24 protein-coding genes are annotated in these 23432 nt (G+C 69.6%); 18 read left to right on the forward strand and 6 right to left on the reverse strand.

The annotated features are described in order from the left end of the window. Positions 1 to 12 precede the first annotated feature (12 nt). Together gloA and LDO27_RS13220 are read left to right on the forward strand one after the other, a co-directional pair. On the forward strand, positions 13 to 420 hold the full coding sequence (gene gloA / locus LDO27_RS13215; protein ID WP_222201962.1) for a lactoylglutathione lyase: 408 nt from the start codon (positions 13 to 15) through the stop codon (positions 418 to 420). A gap of 2 nt (positions 421 to 422) precedes the next feature. Further along, positions 423 to 1364, forward strand: coding sequence for a DMT family transporter (locus tag LDO27_RS13220; RefSeq protein WP_224042553.1), 942 nt, complete (start codon positions 423 to 425; stop codon positions 1362 to 1364). A 15-nt stretch (positions 1365 to 1379) separates the two neighbouring features. Here the strand turns inward: LDO27_RS13220 and rsmA are convergent, their stop codons facing one another. The 4 genes from rsmA to LDO27_RS13240 are packed head-to-tail and all read right to left on the reverse strand — an operon-like array spanning position 1380 to position 7253. Further along, positions 1380 to 2195, reverse strand: a complete 816-nt coding sequence (rsmA, locus tag LDO27_RS13225; protein ID WP_224042554.1) for a 16S rRNA (adenine(1518)-N(6)/adenine(1519)-N(6))-dimethyltransferase RsmA — start codon at positions 2193 to 2195, stop codon at positions 1380 to 1382. A 35-nt stretch (positions 2196 to 2230) separates the two neighbouring features. Beyond that, on the reverse strand, positions 2231 to 3283 hold the full coding sequence (pdxA, locus tag LDO27_RS13230) for a 4-hydroxythreonine-4-phosphate dehydrogenase PdxA (RefSeq protein WP_224042171.1): 1053 nt from the start codon (positions 3281 to 3283) through the stop codon (positions 2231 to 2233). 28 nt (positions 3284 to 3311) lie between these two features. Continuing rightward, positions 3312 to 4832 (reverse strand): peptidylprolyl isomerase, encoded by a 1521-nt coding sequence (locus LDO27_RS13235; RefSeq protein ID WP_224042555.1) that lies wholly within the window; start codon positions 4830 to 4832, stop codon positions 3312 to 3314. A 9-nt stretch (positions 4833 to 4841) separates the two neighbouring features. Beyond that, complete coding sequence (locus LDO27_RS13240; RefSeq protein ID WP_377747191.1) at positions 4842 to 7253, reverse strand: LPS-assembly protein LptD; 2412 nt, start codon at positions 7251 to 7253, stop codon at positions 4842 to 4844. Between the two features lie 156 nt (positions 7254 to 7409). Here LDO27_RS13240 and LDO27_RS13245 point away from each other — a divergent pair, with 156 nt between their 5' ends. From LDO27_RS13245 to LDO27_RS13320, 16 genes are all read left to right on the forward strand, one after another. Next, the gene (locus tag LDO27_RS13245) at positions 7410 to 8444 is read left to right on the forward strand and encodes an aminoglycoside phosphotransferase family protein (RefSeq protein ID WP_224042174.1); all 1035 of its coding nucleotides are present in this window, start codon (positions 7410 to 7412) and stop codon (positions 8442 to 8444) included. Further along, positions 8444 to 9223 (forward strand): AzlC family ABC transporter permease, encoded by a 780-nt coding sequence (locus LDO27_RS13250; RefSeq protein WP_224042175.1) that lies wholly within the window; start codon positions 8444 to 8446, stop codon positions 9221 to 9223. Before LDO27_RS13245 ends, LDO27_RS13250 begins: the two co-directional genes overlap by 1 nt. Then, positions 9220 to 9543: an AzlD domain-containing protein gene (locus LDO27_RS13255; protein WP_222201980.1), complete on the forward strand. Its 324-nt coding sequence runs from the start codon at positions 9220 to 9222 to the stop codon at positions 9541 to 9543. Before LDO27_RS13250 ends, LDO27_RS13255 begins: the two co-directional genes overlap by 4 nt. Next, the gene (gene murU, locus LDO27_RS13260) at positions 9540 to 10307 is read left to right on the forward strand and encodes an N-acetylmuramate alpha-1-phosphate uridylyltransferase MurU (RefSeq protein ID WP_224042177.1); all 768 of its coding nucleotides are present in this window, start codon (positions 9540 to 9542) and stop codon (positions 10305 to 10307) included. The genes LDO27_RS13255 and murU overlap by 4 nt, the downstream gene beginning before the upstream one ends. 127 nt (positions 10308 to 10434) lie before the next feature. Continuing rightward, positions 10435 to 11829 (forward strand): aminopeptidase P N-terminal domain-containing protein, encoded by a 1395-nt coding sequence (locus LDO27_RS13265; protein ID WP_224042178.1) that lies wholly within the window; start codon positions 10435 to 10437, stop codon positions 11827 to 11829. Further along, positions 11826 to 12317, forward strand: coding sequence for a hypothetical protein (locus LDO27_RS13270; RefSeq protein ID WP_222201986.1), 492 nt, complete (start codon positions 11826 to 11828; stop codon positions 12315 to 12317). The genes LDO27_RS13265 and LDO27_RS13270 overlap by 4 nt, the downstream gene beginning before the upstream one ends. Further along, positions 12298 to 13518 carry a UbiH/UbiF/VisC/COQ6 family ubiquinone biosynthesis hydroxylase gene (locus LDO27_RS13275; RefSeq protein ID WP_224042179.1) on the forward strand — a complete coding sequence of 407 codons (1221 nt, stop codon included), beginning with the start codon at positions 12298 to 12300 and terminating at the stop codon, positions 13516 to 13518. The genes LDO27_RS13270 and LDO27_RS13275 overlap by 20 nt, the downstream gene beginning before the upstream one ends. A 332-nt stretch (positions 13519 to 13850) precedes the next feature. Next, on the forward strand, positions 13851 to 14909 hold the full coding sequence (dusB, locus tag LDO27_RS13280) for a tRNA dihydrouridine synthase DusB (protein ID WP_224042181.1): 1059 nt from the start codon (positions 13851 to 13853) through the stop codon (positions 14907 to 14909). Next, positions 14906 to 15139 (forward strand): Fis family transcriptional regulator, encoded by a 234-nt coding sequence (locus LDO27_RS13285; protein ID WP_222201992.1) that lies wholly within the window; start codon positions 14906 to 14908, stop codon positions 15137 to 15139. Before dusB ends, LDO27_RS13285 begins: the two co-directional genes overlap by 4 nt. A gap of 25 nt (positions 15140 to 15164) precedes the next feature. After that, positions 15165 to 16745 carry a bifunctional phosphoribosylaminoimidazolecarboxamide formyltransferase/IMP cyclohydrolase gene (gene purH, locus LDO27_RS13290; protein WP_224042182.1) on the forward strand — a complete coding sequence of 527 codons (1581 nt, stop codon included), beginning with the start codon at positions 15165 to 15167 and terminating at the stop codon, positions 16743 to 16745. 69 nt (positions 16746 to 16814) lie between these two features. Further along, positions 16815 to 17360, forward strand: coding sequence for a crossover junction endodeoxyribonuclease RuvC (ruvC, locus tag LDO27_RS13295; protein WP_222201994.1), 546 nt, complete (start codon positions 16815 to 16817; stop codon positions 17358 to 17360). 99 nt (positions 17361 to 17459) lie between these two features. Beyond that, positions 17460 to 18632 carry a glycerophosphodiester phosphodiesterase gene (locus LDO27_RS13300; RefSeq protein WP_224042184.1) on the forward strand — a complete coding sequence of 391 codons (1173 nt, stop codon included), beginning with the start codon at positions 17460 to 17462 and terminating at the stop codon, positions 18630 to 18632. 100 nt (positions 18633 to 18732) lie between these two features. Then, the gene (ruvA, locus tag LDO27_RS13305; protein ID WP_222201998.1) at positions 18733 to 19314 is read left to right on the forward strand and encodes a Holliday junction branch migration protein RuvA; all 582 of its coding nucleotides are present in this window, start codon (positions 18733 to 18735) and stop codon (positions 19312 to 19314) included. Between the two features lie 61 nt (positions 19315 to 19375). Then, positions 19376 to 20443 (forward strand): Holliday junction branch migration DNA helicase RuvB, encoded by a 1068-nt coding sequence (gene ruvB / locus LDO27_RS13310; protein ID WP_224042185.1) that lies wholly within the window; start codon positions 19376 to 19378, stop codon positions 20441 to 20443. Between the two features lie 71 nt (positions 20444 to 20514). Next, entirely contained in the window at positions 20515 to 21123 is a 609-nt protein-coding gene (locus LDO27_RS13315; RefSeq protein ID WP_224042187.1) for a hypothetical protein, read from the forward strand. A 116-nt stretch (positions 21124 to 21239) separates the two neighbouring features. Beyond that, positions 21240 to 21974: a queuosine precursor transporter gene (locus tag LDO27_RS13320; RefSeq protein WP_222202004.1), complete on the forward strand. Its 735-nt coding sequence runs from the start codon at positions 21240 to 21242 to the stop codon at positions 21972 to 21974. A gap of 37 nt (positions 21975 to 22011) precedes the next feature. On the opposite strand, the gene LDO27_RS13325 is transcribed toward LDO27_RS13320, so the two are convergent. After that, positions 22012 to 22686, reverse strand: coding sequence for a histidine phosphatase family protein (locus LDO27_RS13325; protein WP_222202006.1), 675 nt, complete (start codon positions 22684 to 22686; stop codon positions 22012 to 22014). Positions 22687 to 22780: 94 nt separating this feature from the next. Beyond that, on the reverse strand, positions 22781 to 23428 hold the full coding sequence (locus LDO27_RS13330) for a YbhB/YbcL family Raf kinase inhibitor-like protein (RefSeq protein ID WP_224042188.1): 648 nt from the start codon (positions 23426 to 23428) through the stop codon (positions 22781 to 22783). Positions 23429 to 23432: the final 4 nt, after the last annotated feature.

Here is a 23432-nt window from a genome sequence, read left to right on the forward strand (position 1 = left end):
AGGACTTCTCCCATGCGACTTCTCCACACCATGCTGCGCGTCGGCGACATGCAGCGCTCCATCGATTTCTACACCCGCATCCTGGGCATGCAGCTGCTGCGCGAGAGCGACAATCCCGAATACAAGTACCGGCTCGCCTTCGTCGGCTACGGGCCCGAGAGCGAAACCGCGGTGCTCGAGTTGACCTACAACTACGGCGTGGACAAGTACGATCTGGGCACGGCCTACGGCCATATCGCGCTGGAGACGGACGACGCCGCGGCGGCGTGCGAGCGCATCCGCGCGGCCGGCGGCAAGGTGACCCGCGAAGCGGGGCCGGTCAAGGGCGGCACCACCGTCATCGCCTTCGTCGAAGACCCGGACGGTTACAAGATCGAGTTGATCGAGCGCCATTCCACCCGCGACGCCAGCCGTCCATGACCATGGCCGCGCCCGCGGCGAGCCGCCGCGCCCCGGACGCACTGGCGATCGGGCTGATGGTGCTGCTGTGCGCCGGCTGGGGCCTGCAGCAGGTGGTCATCAAGGCCACCACGCCGCTGATGGGCGCGGTGCTGCAGGCGGGCCTGCGATCGGCCATCGCGGCGGTGCTGGTCTTCGCCTTCGCGGCGTGGCGCGGTACGCCGCTGTGGCAGCGCGACGGCACGCTGCGCGCGGGTCTGCTGGCAGGGCTGCTGTTCGGCGCGGAGTTCTACTGCATCTTCGTCGGCCTGGCGCACACCACGGCCTCGCGCATGGCCGTGTTTCTCTACACCGCGCCGATCTTCACCGCGCTGGGCCTGCATTTCGCCGTGCGCGGCGAACGCCTGCACGCCGCCCAGTGGCTCGGCATCGTGGTGGCCTTCTGCGGCATGGCGCTGGCGTTCGCCGATGGCATCGCCGCGCCCGGCACGCAGGGCGGCACGCTGCTAGGCGATCTGCTCGGCATCGTGGCGGGGGCGCTGTGGGCGGCCACCACGGTGGTGGTGCGGGCCACGCCGCTGTCCGGCGCGCCGCCCAGCAAGACGCTGCTGTACCAGCTCGGGGTGTCGGGATTGATGCTGATGGGGATGGCGATGGCCGCGGGACAGCGGCCCGATCTGGCGCTGAGCGGCGACGATGCCCGCTTGGTGCTGGCAAGCCTGTTCTACCAGTCGGTGCTGATCGCGTTCGCCAGCTACCTGACGTGGTTCTGGCTGCTGCGGCGCTATCTGGCCGCGCGCCTGTCGGTGTTTTCCTTTCTCACGCCGCTGTTCGGCGTGGCCTTCGGCGTGCTGCTGATGCACGATGCGGTGGGCCTGCGCTTTGCCGTCGCTGCGGGGCTCGTGCTCGCCGGGATCGTGCTGGTCAATCTGCCGGGCGGCGCCCGCGCGGCGCGCGGCAGCTAGGCCCGACGAAGCCGCTCAGTTCGTGCCGAGCCGGCTCGCCAGTTCCACATACTCCGCCACCGGCACTTCCTCGGCGCGGCGGCCCAGGTCGAAGCCGATGGCATCGAAGTCGACATGGTCGCGCAGCATGCTCAGCGTATTGCGCAGGACCTTGCGCCGCTGCGAGAACGCCGCCGCGACCAGGTCGCCCAGCACCGTCATGTCGCAGTCCACATAGGGCGAGCGCAGCCGGCCATCCTCATGGCGCGGCCACGGAATCATGCGAACCACGGCCGAATCGACTTTCGGCGGCGGGTTGAAGGATCCCGGGGGCACGTCCAGCACGTGTTCCATGTGATAGCGCACCTGCAGCATGATCGACAGCCGGCCGAACGCCTTGCTGCCGGGCTCGGCCACCATGCGTTCGACCACTTCCTTCTGCAGCATGAAATGCTGGTCGCGCACGTGGTCGGCGAAGTCGACCAGGTGGAACAGCAGCGGGCTGGAGATGTTGTACGGCAGGTTGCCCACGATCCGCAGCGGCTTGCCGGCTTCCTTCAGCGTACCGAAGTCGAAGTCCAGCGCGTCGCCCGCGTGGACCTGCAGCCGTTCGCCATAGCGGCGCTGCAGGCGCGCCACGAGATCGCGGTCCAGTTCGACCACGTGCATGCGCTCGAGCCGCTCCAGCAGCGGCTGCGTGATCGCGCCGAGGCCCGGCCCGATCTCGACCACCACGTCGTCTGGCCGCGGATCCACGGCATTGACGATGCCGTGGATGATGGCATCGTCGACCAGGAAGTTCTGGCCGAATCGTTTGCGGGCGACATGGCCCTGGTGCACGTTGGAACGCATCATTGTCTCTGGTGGCGTGGCGCGGCTGCGTCCGCTCAGGGGCTGGCCGGCGCGCCGGCTGGCGCATGCCGGTGCCCCTGTGCGTGCCCCGCCATCGCCAGGGCACAGCGGATCGCCTCGACCATGCTGCCATGTCCGGCGCGGCCCGTGCCTGCCAGATCGAGCGCGGTACCGTGGTCGACCGATGTGCGGATAAAGGGCAGCCCCAGCGTGATATTGACGCCGTGGCCGAAGGTGCCGTATTTCAGGGGCCCGAGCCCCTGGTCGTGGTACATCGCCAGCACGCAGTCGGCATCGCGCAGCAGGCGCGGCTGGAACAGCGTGTCGGCGGGATAGGGTCCACGCGCATCGATGCCGGCTTCGCGCGCGCGCTCCAGCGCTGGCGCGATGACTTCGATTTCCTCCCGGCCAAGGTGGCCGCTCTCCCCGGCGTGCGGGTTCAGGCCGGTGACCAGGATGCGCGGACGTGCGATGCCGAAATAGCGGCGCAGGTCGTGGTCGACGATGTCCAGCGTTTCGAGCAGCAGCGGAATGGTGACGGCATCGGGTACCGCGCGCAGCGGCAGATGCGTGGTGGCCAGCGCCACGCGCAGCATCGCGTTGTCGTGCGCCGGCTGCGGGCCGGCCAGCATCATCACCACGCGCGGCACCGCGGCGCGCTCCGCAAGATATTCGGTATGGCCGGTGAAGGACACGCCGGCGTCGTTGATGGTGCTCTTCTGGACCGGCGCCGTGACCATTGCCGCGTAGCGCGGCGCTTCGCCGTGGGGCGCCCGCAGTCCGTCGACGGCCGCGTCGAGCAGCGAGAGCACATAGGGACCGTTGCGGGCGTCAAGATGCCCCGCCGCGCTCGGCACGGCCAGCGCGATGTCGTCCACCACGGCGTGTCCGCCCGAGAGCAGATGCCGCCAGGCCTCGCTCACACCCAGCGCTTCGGCGCGCTGCGCCAGCAGGCGGGCGTCCCCCAGCACATGGAAGCGCGCCTGCGGCTTGCTGCCGGCCAGCTGGAGCACGGCCGCGATCGAGATCTCGGGGCCGATGCCGGCTGGCTCACCGGTGGTGATGGCGATGGCAAGCGGTGCGGTCATTGCGGTTCGGCGTTCGGTGCGGCGGCGCTCAGCGCTGGCGGTTCATGCGGTATTCCACATACGCGGCCTGGCGCAGCTGGCGCATCCAGTCCTCGTAGGCGGCGCGCAGCTTTTGCTCGCGCACTTCGGCGCGGGCGAAATCGCGCTGCTTCTCGGGCGATACCTCGACCTCGCGGCGGTTCTCCACCTTGATCAGATGCACGCCGAACGGCGTCACCACCGGTTCGGACACCTCGCCCGGGCGCATGCGGTTCATGGCCTGCTCGAACTCGGGCACCAGTTCGCCGGGCGACACCCAGCCGAGTTCGCCGCCGTTCTGCGCGGAGCCGTCCTGCGAGAAGCGGCGCGCCGCATCGGCGAAGTCGCTGCCATGGGTGATGCGGTCGCGCAGCGTGGACAACTGCCGGCGCGCCTCGGCCTCCGGCATGTTCGGGCCGGTGCGGATCAGGATATGACGGACCTGCGTCTGGGTGATGCGGCTTGCGGCAGCCGCCTGCGTCGCGGCGGCGCCACCGGTGCGCTTGCCGACCAGCTTCAGCACATGGAAGCCGTTGGCGCTCTCGATCACCTCCGGCACCACCGCGCCGGGCTGCAGGTCGACCACCGCGTTGGCGAACAACGCGGGCAGCCGCCCAATCTCGCGATAGCCGAGCGAGCCGCCCTTGGCCGCTTCCGGACCTTCCGAGGCGGTCTGGGCCAACTGCGCGAAGTCCGCACCGCCCTGGGCCTGCTTCAGCAGTTCCTGGGCCTTGCCGCGCAGCGCGGTCTTCTGCGCATCGGAGGCATCCTCGGGCACGCGCACGAGGATCTGCGCGACCTCGAACTCCGCGGGGCCGCTGGCCGCGGCGGGCGCGCCGGCCGCGCCACGCGCGGCCAGGTAGTTGTCGATCTCGCCGTCGAACACCTGGATCTTGGAATCGACCTCGCGCTCGCGCAGCCGGATCACCTGCACCTGCTTGCGCAGTTCGTCGCGATACTTGTTCCAGGTCATGCCGCTGCGCTCGACCTGCGCGCGCAGTTCGGTGACGCTGACGCGGTTCTGCTGCGCCACGGATTCGACGGCGCGGTCCACTTCCTGGTCGTTCACCCGGATGCCGGCTTCCTGGGCGGCCTGGGTCTGCACCCGTTCCATCACCAGCCGCTCCAGCACCTCCGGCATCAGCTCCGCACGGGCCGGCACCGGGCGATTGGCCGCGCGCAGCTGGCCTTCGATCTCGTCGGCGCGGTCCAGCAGCTCGCGCCGGGTGATCACGCTGCTGTTGACGATGGCCACGACCTCGTCCACCAGCTGCGAACGGCCGCTGCCCCCACCGCTACCCTGCGGATCGCGCAACTGCGGCTGGCTCGGCGACGCCGCCGAGCCGCCGGCCTGCGGCACGAAGATGCCGGTGGCGCGCGGCGCGTTGGGGGCCTTCAACTGCGCCGCGGCGGGCACGGCCGCGCCGCCCAGCAGGGCGAACAACAGGAAACCCTGCGGGATGCCCAGGACGCGCAGCGCGCCGAGCGAGGACAAAGCCGTGGAGAAGAAGCTGACTGCTTGACGTTTCATCATGGTCCGTCATTCATAGTGATCAAACTTGGATGGGATGATGGGAGCGGCCGATACCGGCTCGTAGCCCGGCACATTCAGCCTCAGCACATCCAAGGGGTTGGAACCGATCTTCGACAGGCCGCGGAATTCCACCTGCACGAAGAACCGTCCGGTGTAGCCATCGGTGGTGTTGCGGAAGCGCTGGTAGGCGAAGCGTCCGACCCAGCAATCCGCGGCGTATTCCAGTCCGATCAGCGTATCGACCAGCTGATTGGCGTTCATGTCGAAGTTGACCCGGCCGATGCCGTAGGTGCGCTGCGTGAGCGGCCACTGGCCCGAGATTTCGGCCTGGTCGATGGCGGCATTATCGGTGACGGTGGTCGGGCGGCGGTAGCGGTAGCCCAGGTTCAGCACCTTGCGCGCCTCCGGCCGCCACGAGAAGGCCAGATTCGAATAGATCACCCGGTCGTTCTCCGGGTTGTACTGCACCCCGGCGTCGATGTAGTAGCCGCGAAAGAGCTGGATCGTGGTCGCCGCCAGCAGGTCGGAATAGCCTTTCTCCGCGTCGTCCAGCGTGCCGGTGAGCTGCACGCGCTGGCCGGTGAAATCGAAGCGCTGGGCGATGGTGCCGCGGAAGCGCTCGATCCCCGTGTCGGCCTCGATCAGGCGCGTGGTCAGGCCGGCCGTCAGCTTGTTGTTGTCGGCGATGCGGTCATAGCCGGTGAACGGGTTCTCGCTGAAGATCTGGCCATAGCCGAAGTCCGACTGCACCGTGTCGAACAGCGGGAAGGCGCTCTGGTCGCGGAACGGCGTGTAGACGTAGAACAGGCGCGGCTCCAGCGTCTGCAGGTAGTTGACGCCGAACAGCCGGCTCATGCCGGGCGCCTCGCGCTCGAAGGTCAGGCCGCCGTCCAGGCTCACCGTCGGCACGGTGCGCGACAGGTTGTTCGGATTGCCCGGCGTGTTGCTCGACGGCTCCATCTGGTACTGGGCGGCGTTGAACATCACCTTCGGCGTCAGGAACCAGCCGGGGCGCACGATCGGGTAGCTGATCGAGGGCTGGATGAACATGCGCTCGCCCTGCGGCTGCTGGAAGCCGCTGGTCTGCAGCGGGATGCGGAAGCGCGTGTAGTCGGCCTCCACCTGCACATCGAAGCCGCCGATGTCGTAGCGGATGTACTTGCCGTTGAGCTGGGGCACCCGTTCGTACGCCGGCTGGCTCGGCGCCAGCGTCTGGAATTTCTGCACGCGCGCCAGCAGGGAAAAGTCCTGCCAGCTGTACGTGACGCCGCCTTCCTGCGTGTACTGGCGCAGCGTCGACTGGGCCACGGTGCGCGTCAGATCATCGGGATAGCGGTCATCGGATACCTTGTTCAGATTGACGTAGGCGTTCAAGCCCTTGGCCAGGTTCTGGAAATGCTGGACCGAATACAGCCAGCGGTTCGAGTCGGTCTGCTTGTCGTTGGGCAGGAACTCGCCGCGGATCCGGCCCGAATAGCCTTCTCCCATGTAGCGGAAATCGCCGCCGAGCTGCACGCCGCGCGTGGTCATCACGCGCGGATAGAGCGTCAGGTCGCGGTTGGGCGCGATGTTGAAGTAGTACGGCGCCGTCATGTCGAAGCCCGAGCGCGAGCTGTAGGCGAACAGCGGCGCGAGGAAACCGCTGCGGCGCTCGTCGTTCAGCGGGAACGAGAACGCCGGCGCGGCGGCGATCGGGACATCGAAGAAGCGCAGCACGCCGCCGTAGGCCGTGCCCACCTGCCTGTCGCTGTCGATATCGAGCTGGCGGGCACTGAAATACCAGTCGGCATTGTCGGGGGAGCAGGTGGTGTAGGTGGCGCGCTTGATGCTGCTGCGGTTCTTGTCGATGAAGTCGATGCGCTCGGCCTTGCCCGAACCGCCGGTCTGCTGGAAGTAGTAGTCCGGCGACAGCATGTAGCCTTCGTTGGCTTCGATGCGCAGCTTGGCCTCGGGGCCCACGGCCAGCGAGCCCTCGCGCGCCAGTCGGGTATTGCCCTTCACGAGCGCCTCGTCGGTGTCCTGGTCGTAGGTCAGCCTGTCGCCCTTGACCACGGCGCCGTCGCGGCGCAGTTCGGCATTGCCTTCGAGCTCCACGCCGCGCTCGTTGAAGCCGGTCATGCGGTCGGCCGAGACGAAGGCCGGCGGATCGGCTTCGGTCTCGGCGTCCACCCGCTGCGTGGTCGGGTCGGACAGGTAGGGAACCAGCTCGCCCGCCTCGGGCGGCGGCAGTCCGGGGTCGGTCGGGGCCGTGGACTGGGAGGCTGTCGGGAAATTCGGGATCGCCGACCCTACCGCCTGCGCCTGGGCGCCAAGGGACCAGCCGGCCATTGCCAGCACGAGCGGTTGCAGCGCATAGGCGGGCAATCGCGGCGGCAGCCTGGTTGCGGTTGTCTTCGGTGATCGTCGTTGTCGGGTCATGCGTGCGGGTTGTCAGTCGGTCGACGGTGCCGGTCCTGGATACCGGCAACCGCAGCCGGGAACAGGCCTTCAGGGCAAAGGACAGCCCGCCGGGAGCCGCCCGGCGCCCGGGTCTGGTCGGGTATTATACGGGGCATCCTTTCCTCCCTTTCCGGCATGGCAGCACTTCTTGAAGACCCGCGTCTGGACCAACTCAAAGCGTGGGCGTCCGGACTTGGTCCGGACTGGTCCGTCGACCCCGATTCCTGCGCTCCGGCTTCGGCCGATGCCAGCTTCCGCCGCTACTTCCGGCTGCGCACCGCCAACCCCGCGTACCCGACCGTCATCGCGATGGACGCCCCGCCCGCCCACGAGGACTGCCGGCCGTTCATCCACGTGGCCGAGCTGTTCGGCGCCGCGGGCGTGACGGTGCCACGGGTACTGGCGCAGGACCTGACGCAGGGCTTCCTGCTGCTGACCGACCTCGGCAATACCACCTACCTGTCCCGGCTCGACGCCGCCAGCGCGCGCCAGCTGTACGGCGACGCCGCCGCGGCGCTGGTGCACATCCAGGCGGCCTCGCGACCCGGCGTACTGCCCGCCTACGACCGCGCGCTGCTGCAGCGCGAACTCGATCTGTTTCCGCAGTGGTATGTGGGCCGCCATCTGGGCGCGACGCTGACCGACGCCCAGCAGGCCGACCTGGCGGAAGTCATGGCCGCGCTGCTGGACAACGCCGTGGCGCAGCCTCAGGTCTATGTGCACCGCGACTACCACTCGCGCAACCTGATGGTGCTGTCCGACGACGGCAATCCAGGCATCCTGGACTTCCAGGATGCGGTGATGGGCCCGGTCACCTACGACGCGGTCTCGCTGTGGCGCGACGCCTATATCGAGTGGGAAGAGGAAGAGCAGCTGGACTGGCTGATCCGTTACTGGGAGCGCGCCCGCAAGGCGGGACTGCCGGTGACCGCGGACTTCGGCGACTTCTATCGCGACTTCGAATGGATGGGGCTGCAGCGCCATCTGAAGGTACTGGGCATCTTCGCCCGCCTGTACCACCGCGATGGCAAGGACGGCTACCTCGCCAACCTGCCGCTGGTGATGAAGTACACGCGCGCCGTCGCCGGACGCTATGGCGAACTGCGCAAGCTGATCCGCCTGCTCGATGCCCTCGAAGGGGTCGAACGCCCGGCCGGGTACACGTTCTGATGGAGCAGGCCACCCGCGGCGGCGAGTGGTGGGCCGGCGTCAAGGCGCTGGCGCCCATGCTGCTCGGCGTGGTGCCGTTCGGGCTGATCTACGGCGTGCTGGCCGCCGGCGCGGGCATGCCCGCCTGGCTGGCCTGCGCGATGAGCGCCATCGTGTTCGGCGGCGCCTCGCAGATGATCCTGACCCAGTTGTGGTCCGCCGGCACGCCGGCGCTGGTGATCGCGTTCACGGTCGCCATGGTCAATCTGCGCCACGCGTTGTATTCCGCGACGATCGCGCCCGCGCTGGCGCCGCTGCCGCGCCGCTGGAAGGCGCTGATCGCCTATCTGCTGACCGACGAGGCGTTTGCCGCGATGACGCGGCGGCTTGCCGACGACGGCGAGCGCAAGCGCTACCGCCACTGGTTCTTCTTCGGCGCCGGCTTCTCGCTATGGGCGAGCTGGCAACTGTCGACGCTGGCCGGCGTGCTGGTCGGCGCGCAGGTGCCGCGCGACTGGCCGCTGGATTTCTTCCTGCCGCTCACGTTTATCGCGATCATCGTGCCCGGGCTCAAGCACCGCTCGCACGTGGCCGCGGCCGTGGTCGCCTCGGCGCTGGCGGTGGCCGCCTTCGGCCTGCCGCACAAGCTCGGCATCATGCTGGCCGCGCTGGGCGGCATTGCCGCCGGCATGCTGATGCTGGGCAAGGGCGACCGTGACACCCAGACGCCCGCGCGCGCACGCGGCCCGGCCAGCGACGACGACGCGGGCCCGCACATCGCCCGGGAGCCGTCGGCATGAGTCCCTACATCCTGCTTGGCGTGATGGTGGCGGCGGGCCTGGCCACCTACCTGATCCGCCTGTCGTTCATCGCGGTGGAGGGACGGGTGCGGTTGCCGCGCTGGTTCCGCACCGCGTTGCAGTTCGTGCCGCCTGCCATGCTGTCGGCGCTGATCGCGCCGGACCTGCTGATGCGCGACGGGCAACTGCTGCTCGGCCCCGACAACGCACGGCTCTTCGCAGGCGTGGCGGCGATCGCCATCGCCGCGCTGACCCGCAGCATCGGCTGGACCATCGCCGGCGGCATGGCCACGCTCGTTGCCCTGGAGACCTTCCTTTGAAAGCGATGATCTTTGCCGCCGGACGCGGCGAACGCATGCGTCCGCTGACCGACGCCTGCCCCAAGCCCCTGCTGCCGGTCGCCGGCAAGCCGCTGATCGCGTGGACCATCGAGGCACTGGCGTGCGCGGGCATCGCCGACATCGTCATCAACCATGCCTGGCTCGGCGCGCAGATCGAGGCGGCGCTGGGGGACGGTGGCCGCTTCGGCGTGCGCCTGGCCTACTCGGCCGAAGGCAGCGCACTGGAAACGGCGGGCGGCATCGCCCGGGCGCTGCCGCTGCTGCGCGAGGACGGGCGCGACGGCGTCTTCATCGCCGTGTCCGGCGACATTTTCTGCGACTACGACTTCGGCGCGCTGGTGCCGCGTGCCGCCGCCATGGCGGATGCCCCGTCGCCGCGCATGCACCTGGTCATGGTGCCCAACCCGCCCTTCCATCCGCGCGGCGATTTCGTGCTGGGCGGCGACGGGCTGCTGCACCTGCCGGGCGACGGCGGCGCGCTTGACGGCACCGCGCAGGCGCTGACCTTCGGCAATATCGGCCTGTACGACACGCGCACCTTCGCGGGCATCGTCCCGGGCGAGAAGGTCGCGATGACGCCGCACTACCGCGCCGCCATCGCGGCGGGAGTGGTCACGGGCGAACGCTTCGACGGCCGCTGGGAGAACGTCGGCACGCCGGCGCAGTTGGCCGCGCTGGACGCGCAGGTCCGCGCGCAAGCCGGCGCGGCGCCGGACGCCGGGACCGCCGCGCGCCTCGGCTGACCGCCCGGCTTTTTGCGCGGATGCGTCCGCGCGGCGCCCGGCTTGCGGGCCCGCATGGGTCCTTCCGCGGGCTCGCGGCGTTAGAATCGGGCCATTGCCCCACGCCGTTCTCGTCGGCTTCTGCCCTATGACCGCACCCGATCCCATCCTTCTCCAGGCCTGCCAGGCGCGACGCGCGCGCGTGCTGCAGCAGCTGCGCGCCGCCGGCGGCGGCGTGGCCGTGCTGCCCACCGCGCCGGAAGCCATGCGCAATCGCGACAGCGATTTTCCGTACCGGCACGACAGCTACTTCTATTACCTGAGCGGTTTCACCGAACCCGAAGCGGTGCTGGTGCTCATCGCCGCCGCACCGGGCCAGGACGGCGGCGACCGCAGCATCCTGTTCTGCCGGCCCAAGCACGAGGAGCGCGAGATCTGGGACGGCTTCCGCTACGGTCCCGAGGCGGCCCGCGCCGCGTTCGGCTTCGACGAGGCGTTCTCGATCGAGGAGATCGACGCCCAGCTGCCGCAACTGCTGGCAAACCAGCCGCTGCTGGCCTATCCGCTGGCCGTTTCCACGCGCATCGACATGCAGGTGCGCCGCTGGCTCGACGCGGTGCGCACGCAGGGCCGCGCCGGCGTGGTGGCCCCGGCCACCGTGCTCGATATCCGCACCGTGCTCGACGAGATGCGGCTGTTCAAGGATGCCGGCGAGATCGCCATCATGCGCCGCGCGGGCGAGATCTCGGCACAGGCGCATATCCGCGCCATGCGCGCCTCCCGCGACGGCCTGCGCGAGTACCACCTCGAGGCCGAGCTGCTGTACGAGTTCCGCCGCAACGGCGCCCAGAGCGTGGCATACAACTCCATCGTCGCGGCCGGCGCCAACGCCTGCGTGCTGCACTATCGCGCCGGTCCCGCGCTGCTGCGCGACGGCGAGCTGTGCCTGATCGACGCGGGCTGCGAGCTCGACGGCTACGCTTCCGACATCACGCGTACCTTCCCGGTCTCCGGCCGCTTTTCGCCGGCCCAGCGCGAGTTGTACGACCTGGTGCTGGCCGCCCAGGAGGCCGCCATCGCCGAGACCCGCGCCGGTGTGCCCTACAACGTGCCGCATGACGCCGCGGTGCGCGTGCTGGCCCAGGGCATGCTCGATACCGGGCTGCTCGACCGCGACAAGGAAGGCACCCTCGACGACGTGCTGGCAAGCGGCAGCTATCGCCGCTTCTACATGCACCGCACCGGCCACTGGCTGGGCATGGACGTGCACGACGTGGGCGAATACCGCGTGCCGGGGCCCGCGCCGGCCGAAGGCGAGCGCCCGTGGCGTCCGCTTGCGCCCGGCATGGTGCTGACGGTCGAGCCGGGCATCTATGTGCGCCCGGCCGAAGACGTACCGGAGCGGTACTGGCATATCGGGATCCGGATCGAGGACGACGCCGTGGTGACCGACGGCGCGTGCGAACTGCTGACGCGCGACGTGCCCGTCAGCGCCGATGACATCGAAGCGTTGATGCGCGATAACCACGGAGGCGCGCGATGATCGGTTGGCTGCGCAAGATCTTTCCGGGCGCCGGTGCGGCGTCCGCCGGCAACAAGGTGACGGAGCCCACCGGGCCCTTCATCGTCAATCTGATCGACGACAGCGTGGTCGTGCATCGCCCCGACGGGCAGCGCGAGGAAGTGGCGCTGGACCAGCTCGATCGCCTGGTCGTGCGGGTCTCGAACCGCGAGCCGTGGGCGGGGCCGGCATGGCTGATCCTGGCTGGCATCGTCGACGAGCAGGGCCACCAGCAGGGTTGCGTGGTGCCGCTCGATGCGATGAACCACGAAGCGCTGCTGGCGCGCCTGCAGGCCCTGCCCGGGTTCAACCAGCAGAAACTGGACAACGCGCTGCGCGACGCGCGCCAGGGCAAGAGCCGCTCGGACGCCATCCTGTGGAAGCGCGGCGTGCCGGCGGAAGACACCGCCGCCGACGCCGCCGGCGCCGACACCGCAAAGCCAGCCGCCCATGACGACGGCCAGCACTGAGCCCTTCGATATCGCCATCGTCGGCGCCGGGCCGGTCGGCCTCGCGCTGGCCTGCCAGCTGCTGCGCACGAGCCCCTGGCGGCTGGCGCTGATCGACGCCGGCACGCCGGACCGCGCGGCGCGCGACCCGCGCGCCATCGCGCTGTCGCACGGGAGCAGGCAGTTGCTCGAGCAGATCGGCGCCTGGCCAAGGGCGGTCACGCCCATCGAACACATCCATGTATCGCAGCGGGGCCGCTTCGGCCACGTGACGCTGCACCACGACGAGCACGACGTGCCCGCGCTGGGCTACGTGGTGCGCTACGGCGAGCTGTGCGCCGCGCTCGAGCAGGCGCTGGCTTCGGCGGCCGAGGGCCGCGCACAGCGGCTGTCACGCGCCTTCGACACGCGCATCGGCGATGTCGAAACGCTGGCCGGAACCAATGATGCGCAAGGCGCGGGCGTCATGCTGCACGGCCAGGGCAGCGATGGGCAGGGCAGCGTGTTCGCCGCGCGCCTCGCGGTGCAGGCCGAAGGCGGCCTGTTCCACGAGCAGGCGGGCCGCGAGGCGCGCCGGCCCGCCCGGCGCCGCGACTACGGGCAGACCGCGATCGTGGCCCATGTGGCCTGTTCGCAGCCGCGCCCCGGCTGGGCGTGGGAGCGCTTCACGGAGGAGGGACCGCTGGCGCTGCTGCCGCACGTCGAGCACGGCGTTCCCGGCTATGCGCTGGTGTGGTGCTGCGCGCCCGAGCAGGCCGCCCGCCGCCTCGCGCTGCCCGAGGCGGCGTTCCTGCAGGAACTCGCGGATATCTTCGGCCCGCGCATGGGCCGCTTCACGCAGGTGGGCCAGCGCCATGCCTTTCCGCTTGGCCTGCATGCCGCCGAGGTCACGGTCCACGGCCCGGTCGTCGCTATCGGCAACGCCGCGCAGACGCTGCACCCGGTCGCCGGCCAGGGCCTGAACCTGGGGCTGCGCGATGCGTTCGCGCTGGCGGCGCAACTGCGCGCCGGCTGCACGCCGCAGGCGCTGCAGGCTTTCGCCGGCCGCCACCGCATGGACCGCGCCGTCACCATCGGCATGACCGACGTGCTGCCGCGCCTGTTCGCCATTCCCTACCCCTTCGCGGGCCACGCGCGTGGCGCCTCGCTCGCCGCGCTGGCCTGCCTGCCGCCGCTCAAGCACGCGCTGGCGCGCCAGATGATTTACGGCATGCGGGGCTGAACCGGCGCTATCCGCGGCGGCGCCGAGGCCGCCGCGGCGCCCGCGGCGCTTTATTTGCTCAAATCTTGGGCAACGGTCCCGTTTGGCGGTAAAATCCCGCCCTCGCCCATGCCAACGGTATCGCCGCCACCGCAATCGACGACACCGATCCCGGCCAACGCCTGTTGCAGCCGGAGCATGCGCGGATCGATCCTTGCCGTTGCCGCCCGCCCCCACGGGCCGTGGTGAACGCAAGCCAAGGGTCCGGGCCGCAAGTCCGGCCCGGATGGCCCGGATGACCGCCGGCCAGTTTGCGGACCCGGCCACAACCCTCGCTATTCCCGTACACGCCCGTGCAGATCGGACCGCATCGCCTTCGCAATAACCTGTTCGTCGCGCCCATGGCGGGCGTGACCGACCGCCCCTTCCGCCAGCTGTGCAAGAAGCTGGGGGCCGGCTATGCGGTGTCCGAGATGGTGGCGTCGAACGCGCAGCTGTGGAAGAGCGAAAAGACCATGCGGCGCGCCAACCATGAGGGCGAGGTCGAGCCGATCTCGGTGCAGATCGCCGGCGCGGAGCCGGCGATGATGGCCGAGGCCGCGCGCTACAACGTCGACCGCGGCGCGCAGATCATCGACATCAACATGGGCTGCCCGGCCAAGAAGGTGTGCAACGTGGCCGCGGGCTCCGCGCTGCTGCAGAACGAGCCGCTGGTGGTGCGCATCGTCGAGGCCGTGGTCGCGGCGGTCGGCGACCGCGTGCCCGTGACGTTGAAGATCCGCACCGGCTGGAACCGCGAGAACCGCAATGCGCTGCGTATCGCCCGCATGGTCGAGGACGCCGGCATCAGCATGCTGACCGTGCACGGCCGCACGCGCGCCGACCTGTACCACGGCGAGGCGGAGTACGAGACGATCGCCGCGGTCAAGGACGCGATCAGGATCCCGGTGGTCGCCAACGGCGACATCACCACGCCGCAGAAGGCGCGCGACGTGCTGGCCGCCACCGGCGCCGACGCCATCATGATCGGCCGCGCCGCCCAGGGCCGCCCGTGGCTGTTCCGCGAGATCGAGCATTTCCTGGCCACCGGCGAACTGCTGCCGGCGCCGGAGGTGGCCGAGATCCGCGCCATCATGAACGCCCACCTTGAAGACCACTACGCGTTCTACGGCGAATTCACCGGCGTGCGCACGGCGCGCAAGCATATCGCCTGGTACACGCGCGGCCTCAAGGGCGCCAATCTGTTCCGCCACCGGATGAATACGCTGGAAGACTCGCGCGAGCAACTGGCGGCGGTCAATGCGTTCTTCGACGAGCAGGCGCAATGGTCGGACCGCCTGGTCTATGTCGACGACGACGGCGTCAAGAACAAATCGAATAACAACAACGACGGGGAGTTGCTTGCAGCATGAGCCGCAACGCTATCGACCAGTGCATTCGGGACAGCCTGAGTGCCTATTTTCGCGACCTGGACGGCGAGGAGCCGTCGAACATGTACAACATGGTGATCGAGGCTGTGGAGCGGCCGTTGCTGGAAGCGGTGATGGCGCGAGCCGAACGCAACCAGTCGCTGGCCGCCGCCTATCTCGGCATCAATCGCAATACGCTGCGCAAGAAGCTGCAGCAGCACGGTTTACTTTGAAGCGCTCCCGCGCGTTCCCACAGCCATGATCAAGCAAGCTCTCCTCTCCGTTTCCGACAAGACCGGCATCGTCGACTTCGCGCGCGAACTGAACGCGCTGGGCGTGACGCTGCTCTCCACCGGCGGTACCGCCAAGCTGCTGGCCGACGCCGGCCTGCCGGTGACCGAAGTGGCCGACTACACCGGCTTCCCGGAAATGCTCGATGGCCGCGTCAAGACGCTGCACCCGAAGGTGCACGGCGGCATCCTCGCCCGTCGCGACCTGCCGGAGCACATGGCCGCGCTGGCCGAGCACGACATCCCCACCATCGACCTGCTGGTGGTGAACCTGTATCCGTTCCAGCAGACCGTGGCCAAGGACGACTGCACGCTGCCGGACGCGATCGAGAACATCGACATCGGCGGCCCGACCATGCTGCGCTCGGCCGCGAAGAACCATCGCGACGTCACCGTGATCGTCGATCCGGCCGACTATGCGCCGGTGCTGGAGGAAATGCGCGCCGGCAACAACAGCGTGGGCTACGACACCAACTTCCGGCTGGCCACCAAGGTGTTCGCGCACACCGCGCAGTACGACGGCGCCATCACCAACTACCTGACCAGCCTGGGCAGCGACAAGTCGCACCAGGGCCGCAGCGCCTTCCCGCAGACGCTGAACACCGCCTTCGAGAAGGTGCAGGAAATGCGCTACGGCGAGAACCCGCACCAGTCGGCGGCGTTCTACCGCGACCTGAAGGCCGTGGACGGCGCGCTCGCCAACTACGTGCAACTGCAGGGCAAGGAACTGTCGTACAACAATATCGCCGACGCGGACGCCGCCTGGGAGTGCGTGAAGTCGTTCGACGCCTCCAGCGACGGCGGCGCGGCGTGCGTCATCATCAAGCACGCCAACCCGTGCGGCGTGGCCATCGGCGCGACCGCGCTGGAAGCCTATGAAAAGGCGTTCAAGACCGATTCGACCTCGGCCTTCGGCGGCATCATCGCCTTCAACGTGGAACTGGACGAAGCCGCCGCGCAGGCCGTTGCCAAGCAGTTCGTCGAAGTGCTGATCGCCCCGTCGTTCACGGCCGGCGCGCGCGCCCTGTTCTCGGCCAAGCAGAACGTGCGCCTGCTGGAAATCCCGCTGGGCAAGGGCGTCAACCAGTTCGACCTCAAGCGCGTGGGCGGCGGCCTGCTGGTGCAGAGCCCCGATGCGAAGAACGTGCAGGCTTCCGAGCTGCGCGTGGTGACGCGCCGCCATCCGACGCCGAAGGAAATGAGCGATCTGCTGTTCGCCTGGCGCGTGGCCAAGTTCGTCAAGTCCAACGCCATCGTGTTCTGCGGCGGCGGCATGACGCTGGGCGTGGGCGCCGGCCAGATGAGCCGCGTGGATTCGGCCCGCATCGCGAGCATCAAGGCGCAGAATGCGGGCCTGACGCTGGCCGGTTCCGCCGTGGCGTCGGACGCGTTCTTCCCGTTCCGCGATGGCCTGGATGTGGTGGTGGACGCCGGCGCGACCTGCGTGATCCAGCCGGGCGGCTCGATGCGCGACGACGAAGTGATCGCCGCCGCCGACGAGCGCAATATCGCGATGGTGATGACCGGCACGCGCCATTTCCGGCATTGAGGTGTTCTGCCCTCTCCCGCTCGCGGGAGAGGGCAGAAAAGCCCACCGCCAGCAAACCCACCTGGACTCATGCGCATCCTAGGCATCGACCCCGGCCTTCGCACCACCGGCTTCGGCGTGGTCGAGAAGCACGGCACCCAGCTGTCCTACATCGCGTCGGGCACCATCAAGAGCGATGGCAACGGTAGCCTGCCTGAGCGCCTGAAGACGCTGTTCGACGGCATCGCCGAGGTCACGCGCACCTATGCGCCCGACTGCGCGGCCATCGAGAAGGTCTTCGTCAACGTCAATCCCCAATCGACCCTGCTGCTGGGCCAGGCGCGCGGCGCCGCGATCTGCGGGCTGGTCGGCAATGGCCTGCCGGTCTTCGAATACACCGCGCTGCAGCTGAAGGTCGCGGTGGTCGGCTACGGCCGCGCCAACAAGGAGCAGGTGCAGGAAATGGTTACCCGCCTACTCAGCCTGCCGGGCCGCCCCAGTTCCGACGCGGCCGATGCGCTCGGCATGGCCATCTGCCATGCCAACGGCAGCGAGACGCTGGGCGCGCTGACGGGCCTTGCGCCCGAACTCGCGCGCAAGGGCCTGCGCGTGCGCCGCGGGCGGCTGGTCGGCTGATCGGCTGACCCGTGGGGCCTTGCAAGGCCTGCGCCGGCAAAGCCGACTTCACGCCACCTCTCTTACAATCGGGCGGTTCCCCTCAAGCCAGGATGCCGCATGCCTCGTCCCGCCCGCCGTCTTTCCTTCTCGCTGAACCCCTCGCTTGCGGCCGCGCTGCTGGCCGCCGTGCTGGCCGGCTGCGCCGTCGCGCCCCCGCCCGCCGCCGTGCCGACGCCGGCGCCCACACCGGCACCGGCCAAACCCGCCGCCAAGGCGCTGGTCATCGGCCACCGCGGCGCCAGCGCGCTGCGCCCGGAACACACGCTGGCGGCCTACACCAAGGCCATCGAGGACGGCGCCGACGCGATCGAGCCCGACCTGGTGATGACCCGGGACGGCGTGCTGGTGGCCCGCCACGAAAACGACATCACCGGCACGACCAATGTCGCCGAGGTCGCCGCCTTCGCCGACCGCAAGCGCATCAAGGTCATCGACGGCGAGCGCCTGACCGGCTGGTTCACCGAGGACTTCACGCTGGCCGAGCTCAAGACGCTGCGCGCACGCGAGCGCATCCCGAAGGTGCGGCCCGCCAATACCCAGTACAACGACAAGTTCGAGATCCCGACGCTGGCCGAGATCATCGCGCTGGCCGCCAATGCCTCGCGCCGCAGCGGCCGCCCGATCGCCATCTACGCCGAGACCAAGCACTCGAGCTATTTCCGCAGCATCGGGCTGCCGCTGGAGGAAGCGCTGGTCACGGCGATCCAGGGCAACGCGTACACGCGCCAGGCGCCGGTATTCCTGCAGTCCTTCGAGACCGGCAACCTTCGCGCGCTGCGGCAGCGCATCGGCAAGACGCTGCCGAACGTGAAGCTGGTGCAGCTGATCGGCAGCCCGAAGAGGCGCCCCGCTGACTGGACCCTGGCCGGCGACACCCGCACCTATGCCGACATGACGACTTCCGTGGGCCTGCGCGAGGTGGCGAGCTACGCCGACGGCATCGGTCCCGACCGCGGCCATATCCTGCCGCGCGACAGCCGCGGCAATATCGGCACGACCACGTCGCTGGTGCGCGACGCCCACGCGGCCGGCCTGCTGGTGCATCCCTACACGCTGCGCCCGGAAAACAGCTTCCTGCCGCGCAATCTGCGTGGCCCCGGCGACGATGCCGCGCGCCATCCGGCCGGCATGGTCGGCGAGGCGCGCGCCCTGCTGGAGGCCGGCGTCGATGGCTTCTTCACCGACGATCCGGCGCTGGGCCGGCAGGCCGTCGACGCGATGGCGCGCTGACCGGCACGCGCGGGCGCTGCGCTACACTTGCGCCCTTTGGCGGGGCGCGCCGCAGCACTCCCAGATCGGCCCCGCCGCCTCACCTCAATCCGCACACACCATGATCGGACGCATCGCCGGCACCCTGATTGAAAAGAACCCGCCGCATCTGCTGGTGGACTGCCACGGCGTCGGTTACGAGATCGACGTGCCGATGAGCACGTTCTACAACCTGCCGGCCCTGGGCCAGCCCGTGACGCTGCTCACGCAGATGATCGTGCGCGAGGACGCGCAGCTGCTGTACGGCTTCGGCAGCGCGGCCGAGCGCAACACCTTCCGCGAGCTGATCAAGATCACCGGCATCGGCGCGCGCATGGCGCTGGCGGTGCTGTCCGGCATGTCGGTGACCGAGCTGGCCCAGGCCATCACGCTGCAGGAAGCCGGGCGCCTTACGCGCATTCCCGGCATCGGCAAGAAGACCGCCGAGCGGCTGCTGCTCGAACTGAAGGGCAAGCTGGGCGCCGAACTGGCGCAGGTGCCGGGCGGCCCGGCGGTGCACGACAGCGCCACCGATGTGCTCAACGCCCTGCTGGCGCTGGGCTACTCGGACAAGGAGGCGGCGCTGGCCGTCAAGCAGGTGCCGGCCGGCACCGGCGTGTCCGACGGCATCAAGCTCGCGCTGAAGGCGCTGTCCAAGGGTTGAGGCCGACGGCGGCCGTCGCGCGCCACGGGCTACAATCGAACCAGTTTTTCCGCACAGCGCCATGATCGAAACCGACAAGCTCGTCCCCGACCGTCCCAGCGACCGCGTGATCGCCGCCACGCCCGCCTCCACCGGCGAGGAAGCCTTCGAGCGCGCCCTGCGTCCCAAGCTGCTCGACGAGTACGTGGGCCAGGAGAAGGTGCGCGATCAGCTCGACATCTTCATGCACGCGGCGCGCAACCGCCGCGAGGCGCTGGACCACGTGCTGCTGTTCGGCCCGCCGGGCCTGGGCAAGACCACGCTGGCCCACATCATCGCGCGCGAGATGGGCGTCAATCTGCGCCAGACTTCGGGCCCCGTGCTGGAGCGCCCGGGCGACCTGGCGGCGCTGCTGACCAATCTCGAAGCCAACGACGTGCTGTTCATCGACGAGATCCACCGGCTGTCGCCGGTCGTCGAGGAAATCCTGTACCCCGCGCTGGAGGACTACCAGATCGACATCATGATCGGCGAGGGCCCGGCGGCCCGCTCGGTCAAGCTGGACCTGCAGCCCTTCACCCTGGTCGGCGCCACTACGCGCGCCGGCATGCTGACCAATCCGCTGCGCGACCGCTTCGGCATCGTGGCGCGACTGGAGTTCTATACCGCCGAGGAGCTGGCGCGCATCGTGACCCGCTCGGCGCAGCTGCTGAACGCGCGCATCGATCCGAAGGGCGCGCTGGAAATCGCCCGGCGCTCGCGCGGCACGCCCCGTATCGCCAACCGCCTGCTGCGGCGCGTGCGCGACTATGCCGAGGTCAAGGGCGACGGCACCATCAGCCGCGAGATGGCGGACGCGGCGCTGGCCATGCTGGACGTGGACAGCGTCGGCTTCGACCTGATGGACCGCAAGCTGCTCGAAGCGATCCTGCACAAGTTCGGCGGCGGGCCGGTCGGCGTGGACAACCTGGCGGCCGCCATCGGCGAGGAGCGCGACACCATCGAGGATGTGCTCGAGCCCTTCCTGATCCAGCAGGGCTATCTGCAACGTACACCGCGCGGGCGCATGGCCACCGCCACCGCCTATCGCCATTTCGGGCTGGCGGCGCCGGGCGACGCGCAAGCCAGCATCCTGCCGGACGACGCCTGAGGGCGGCGGACCGCGCAAGGGCGCGCGGGTGGTCTCGGCGCCCATATTCGACACACCCCCGGAGTCAGCCGATGACCGTACGCCTCGACCGTTTCCTCGTTGTTGCCACGCGCCTGCCGGTCGTGGCGCTGGCCGCGACCCTGGTGGCCGCGGCGGCCACCCCCGCGCACGCGCAGTCGGCCGGCACGGCGCCCGCGCCGACCGTCACCGCCGCGCGGGTGGTCGAGGTCGATCCGGCCTCCGGCGCCGTCACGGCCCAGGCCGCGCAGGGTCCTGCCTTCCAGGCGCTGGCCGGCAACGAGGCCGCCATGATCGGTCCGATCCGGTCCGGCGACACGCTGTCGGTCGCACGGGGCCCGGCGACCGTGCTCAAGCTCGAGCCGCTTGCCACGCGCGGCGTGGCGCTGGCCGAAAGCCAGGAACAGGGAGCGCATCCGCTGGGCGGCAGCCAGCGCGGCCTCGTGCGCGAGGTCACCACGACCGCCACGGCGGAGGTCGCGCAGATCGATCCCACCGCCAGGACGCTGCTGCTGCGTGGCCCGCGCGGCGCCACGCGCCAGGTCCATGCGAGCGATCCCGCGCTGGATCTCTCCCGTGTCAAGAGCGGGCAGATGGCCCGCGTCGTCTCGGTCGAGACCACCACCATTACGGTCGAGGCGCCCGCGGCGGCGCCGCAATAGCGGCCGGAACAGCGGCCGGTCCGGCCGCGCGCCGGACATCGGCGTTCGTGCGCGGCACGCCACGGCATGCGCGCCGCGCTGGCATAATCCGCCCACACTAAAAACCCGGAACCTTCATGTCCGACTCCCTGGCCGCGCCCGCGGGCGGCGCGCATATCGGCCGCGTCTATCGCTACTACGACCTGGTGATGGTGGCGTTCGTCACGGTGCTGCTGTGCTCGAACCTGATCGGCGCGGCCAAGGCGGCGCAGATCACGCTGCCGTGGATCGGCCCGGTGACCTTCGGCGCCGGCGTGCTGTTCTTCCCGATCTCCTACATCTTTGGCGACGTGCTGACCGAGGTCTACGGCTACGGGCGCGATCGCCGCGTGGTGTGGGCCGGCTTCGCGGCGCTGGCCTTCGCGACCTTCATGAGCGTGGTGGTGCTGCAGATGCCGGTGGCGCCGTTCATGGCCGACTACCAGAAGAGCCTCCAGGACGTGTTCGGCAACACCTGGCGCATCGCGCTGGGCTCGCTGATCGCCTTTTGCTGCGGCAGCTTCACCAACAGCTATGTGCTGGCGAAGATGAAGCTGTGGACGCAGGGCCGCTGGCTGTGGACGCGCACCATCGGTTCGACGATGGCCGGCGAACTGGTGGACTCGTCGCTGTTCTACGTGATCGCCTTCTACGGGATCTGGCCGCTGGAGAAGGTGGTGCAGGTGGCGGTGGCGCAGTACGTGCTGAAGACCGGCTGGGAGGTGGTAATGACGCCGGTGACCTACCGGGTCGTGGCCTTTCTGAAGCGGGCCGAGAACGAAGACTGGTACGACCGCGATACCAACTTCACGCCGTTCCGGCTGCGGGTGTAGCGGCGGCGGGCGCCGCGCGAGCGCCCGCCCCGATCGCTCAGGGCACGCGCCGGTCGACTTCGTCCAGCGCCAGCGATGCCAGGTGGCTGACGTCGCCCCACTGAGCCAGCGTCAGCAGATGGCTGTCGCAACGCAGCCGGTTGATGCTCGCATTGAGCAGTTCGTGTTCGCGTGGCGCTTCCAGCGTCATGCCAGTCGCCTCGCGGTACAGGCAATCGAGCACGCCGCCGTGCGCCACCAGCGCGATGCGCTCGCCGGGATGGCGGCGCGACAGCGCGAGCACGGTTTCCACCGCACGCTCATGGAAACCCAGCAGCGACTCGCCGCCCGGCGGGCCGTAGCCCGGCACGCGCGCCTGCCAGCGCGCGAAGTCCTCCGGCCGCTGCTGGGCCACCTCGGCATACGTCATGCCTTCCAGCTCGCCATAGCAGCGCTCGCGCAGCCGCGGTTCCGGCCGCACCGGCAGGCCGAGGCGCTCGGCCAGCGGCAGCGCGGTTTCCATCGCGCGCGACAGGTCGCTCGAATACACCGCGTCGATCGGCTCGCCCGCCAGGGCCTCGGCAAGCGCGCGTGCCTGCGCCACGCCGAAGTCGTTCAGCGGAATATCGAGCTGCCCCTGCAGGCGGCGCTCGCGATTCCACGCCGTCTCGCCATGGCGGATCACGATCAGATGAGTCAGGGCCAAAGACTGCGGCCCGGTCGGTAGCGGCATGCCGGTTCCTTCGATGCGTGGCGCGCCTGGTGCGCGCGCCACGCCTTGTTGCCTGTGTGTGAGTGCCGGCGGCCACGCCGGCGGTGCCCGCCGCCTAGCGGGCGACCGACGGGTTCAGCGTGTACGTGCCCGTCACGCTGGCCTGCGCCAGGATGTGTCCCTGCATGGCCTCGCGCACCTGCGCGCCGGTGAACTTGCCTTCCACCGGCAGCCGTTCCAGATCCAGCGCATAGACCGTGAACACGTAGTGGTGGACGATGCTGTCGTTCCACGGGGGGCACGGGCCGTCGTAGCCGTAGTAGTCGCCCGCCATGGCCTCGTCGCCCGCGAACCAGTTGGTGTAGTCGTTGATGCCGTGGCGCAGCCCGCCCGCCGCGGCGGTGCCGCCGGTGGCCTCGGGGCCCGGCTTGCCGCGCGCGATCACGCCGTCGCTGTGCGAGCCGGCGGAAATCGTGGTGAGCCCGGGCGGGATATCGACCAGCACCCAGTGGAAGAAGTCCACCCGCGGCAGCGAGGCCGGCACTTCGCGGCCTTCCTGGTTCACGTCGTCGCCCTTGCTCGGCACGTCGGGGTCATGGCAGATCAGCACGAACGAGCGCGTATCCGCCGGCGCGCCTTCCCAGTGCAGATCGGGATTCCGATTGTTGGACAGGGTCACGTGCGCGGTGGCATCGGGCACGCCAAAGGCGAATTCACCCGGGATCGGACCCATGTCGGCGAAAGCGTTGCTCCAGATTCTCATGTGT

This window comes from Cupriavidus respiraculi (assembly GCF_914271545.1).
GTDB lineage: Bacteria > Pseudomonadota > Gammaproteobacteria > Burkholderiales > Burkholderiaceae > Cupriavidus > Cupriavidus respiraculi.

Bases quoted from the DNA above. Each gene is read 5' to 3' on its own strand.
- gloA (WP_222201962.1), top strand. From the start codon at position 13: ATGCGACTTCTCCACACCATGCTGCGCGTCGGCGACATGCAGCGCTCC.
- LDO27_RS13220 (WP_224042553.1), top strand. From the start codon at position 423: ATGGCCGCGCCCGCGGCGAGCCGCCGCGCCCCGGACGCACTGGCGATC.
- rsmA (WP_224042554.1), bottom strand. From the start codon at position 2,195: ATGCGTTCCAACGTGCACCAGGGCCATGTCGCCCGCAAACGATTCGGC.
- pdxA (WP_224042171.1), bottom strand. From the start codon at position 3,283: ATGACCGCACCGCTTGCCATCGCCATCACCACCGGTGAGCCAGCCGGC.
- LDO27_RS13235 (WP_224042555.1), bottom strand. From the start codon at position 4,832: ATGAAACGTCAAGCAGTCAGCTTCTTCTCCACGGCTTTGTCCTCGCTC.
- LDO27_RS13240 (WP_377747191.1), bottom strand. From the start codon at position 7,253: ATGACCCGACAACGACGATCACCGAAGACAACCGCAACCAGGCTGCCG.
- LDO27_RS13245 (WP_224042174.1), top strand. From the start codon at position 7,410: ATGGCAGCACTTCTTGAAGACCCGCGTCTGGACCAACTCAAAGCGTGG.
- LDO27_RS13250 (WP_224042175.1), top strand. From the start codon at position 8,444: ATGGAGCAGGCCACCCGCGGCGGCGAGTGGTGGGCCGGCGTCAAGGCG.
- LDO27_RS13255 (WP_222201980.1), top strand. From the start codon at position 9,220: ATGAGTCCCTACATCCTGCTTGGCGTGATGGTGGCGGCGGGCCTGGCC.
- LDO27_RS13265 (WP_224042178.1), top strand. From the start codon at position 10,435: ATGACCGCACCCGATCCCATCCTTCTCCAGGCCTGCCAGGCGCGACGC.
- LDO27_RS13270 (WP_222201986.1), top strand. From the start codon at position 11,826: ATGATCGGTTGGCTGCGCAAGATCTTTCCGGGCGCCGGTGCGGCGTCC.
- LDO27_RS13275 (WP_224042179.1), top strand. From the start codon at position 12,298: ATGACGACGGCCAGCACTGAGCCCTTCGATATCGCCATCGTCGGCGCC.
- LDO27_RS13285 (WP_222201992.1), top strand. From the start codon at position 14,906: ATGAGCCGCAACGCTATCGACCAGTGCATTCGGGACAGCCTGAGTGCC.
- purH (WP_224042182.1), top strand. From the start codon at position 15,165: ATGATCAAGCAAGCTCTCCTCTCCGTTTCCGACAAGACCGGCATCGTC.
- ruvC (WP_222201994.1), top strand. From the start codon at position 16,815: ATGCGCATCCTAGGCATCGACCCCGGCCTTCGCACCACCGGCTTCGGC.
- LDO27_RS13300 (WP_224042184.1), top strand. From the start codon at position 17,460: ATGCCTCGTCCCGCCCGCCGTCTTTCCTTCTCGCTGAACCCCTCGCTT.
- ruvA (WP_222201998.1), top strand. From the start codon at position 18,733: ATGATCGGACGCATCGCCGGCACCCTGATTGAAAAGAACCCGCCGCAT.
- ruvB (WP_224042185.1), top strand. From the start codon at position 19,376: ATGATCGAAACCGACAAGCTCGTCCCCGACCGTCCCAGCGACCGCGTG.
- LDO27_RS13315 (WP_224042187.1), top strand. From the start codon at position 20,515: ATGACCGTACGCCTCGACCGTTTCCTCGTTGTTGCCACGCGCCTGCCG.
- LDO27_RS13320 (WP_222202004.1), top strand. From the start codon at position 21,240: ATGTCCGACTCCCTGGCCGCGCCCGCGGGCGGCGCGCATATCGGCCGC.
- LDO27_RS13325 (WP_222202006.1), bottom strand. From the start codon at position 22,686: ATGCCGCTACCGACCGGGCCGCAGTCTTTGGCCCTGACTCATCTGATC.
- LDO27_RS13330 (WP_224042188.1), bottom strand. From the start codon at position 23,428: ATGAGAATCTGGAGCAACGCTTTCGCCGACATGGGTCCGATCCCGGGT.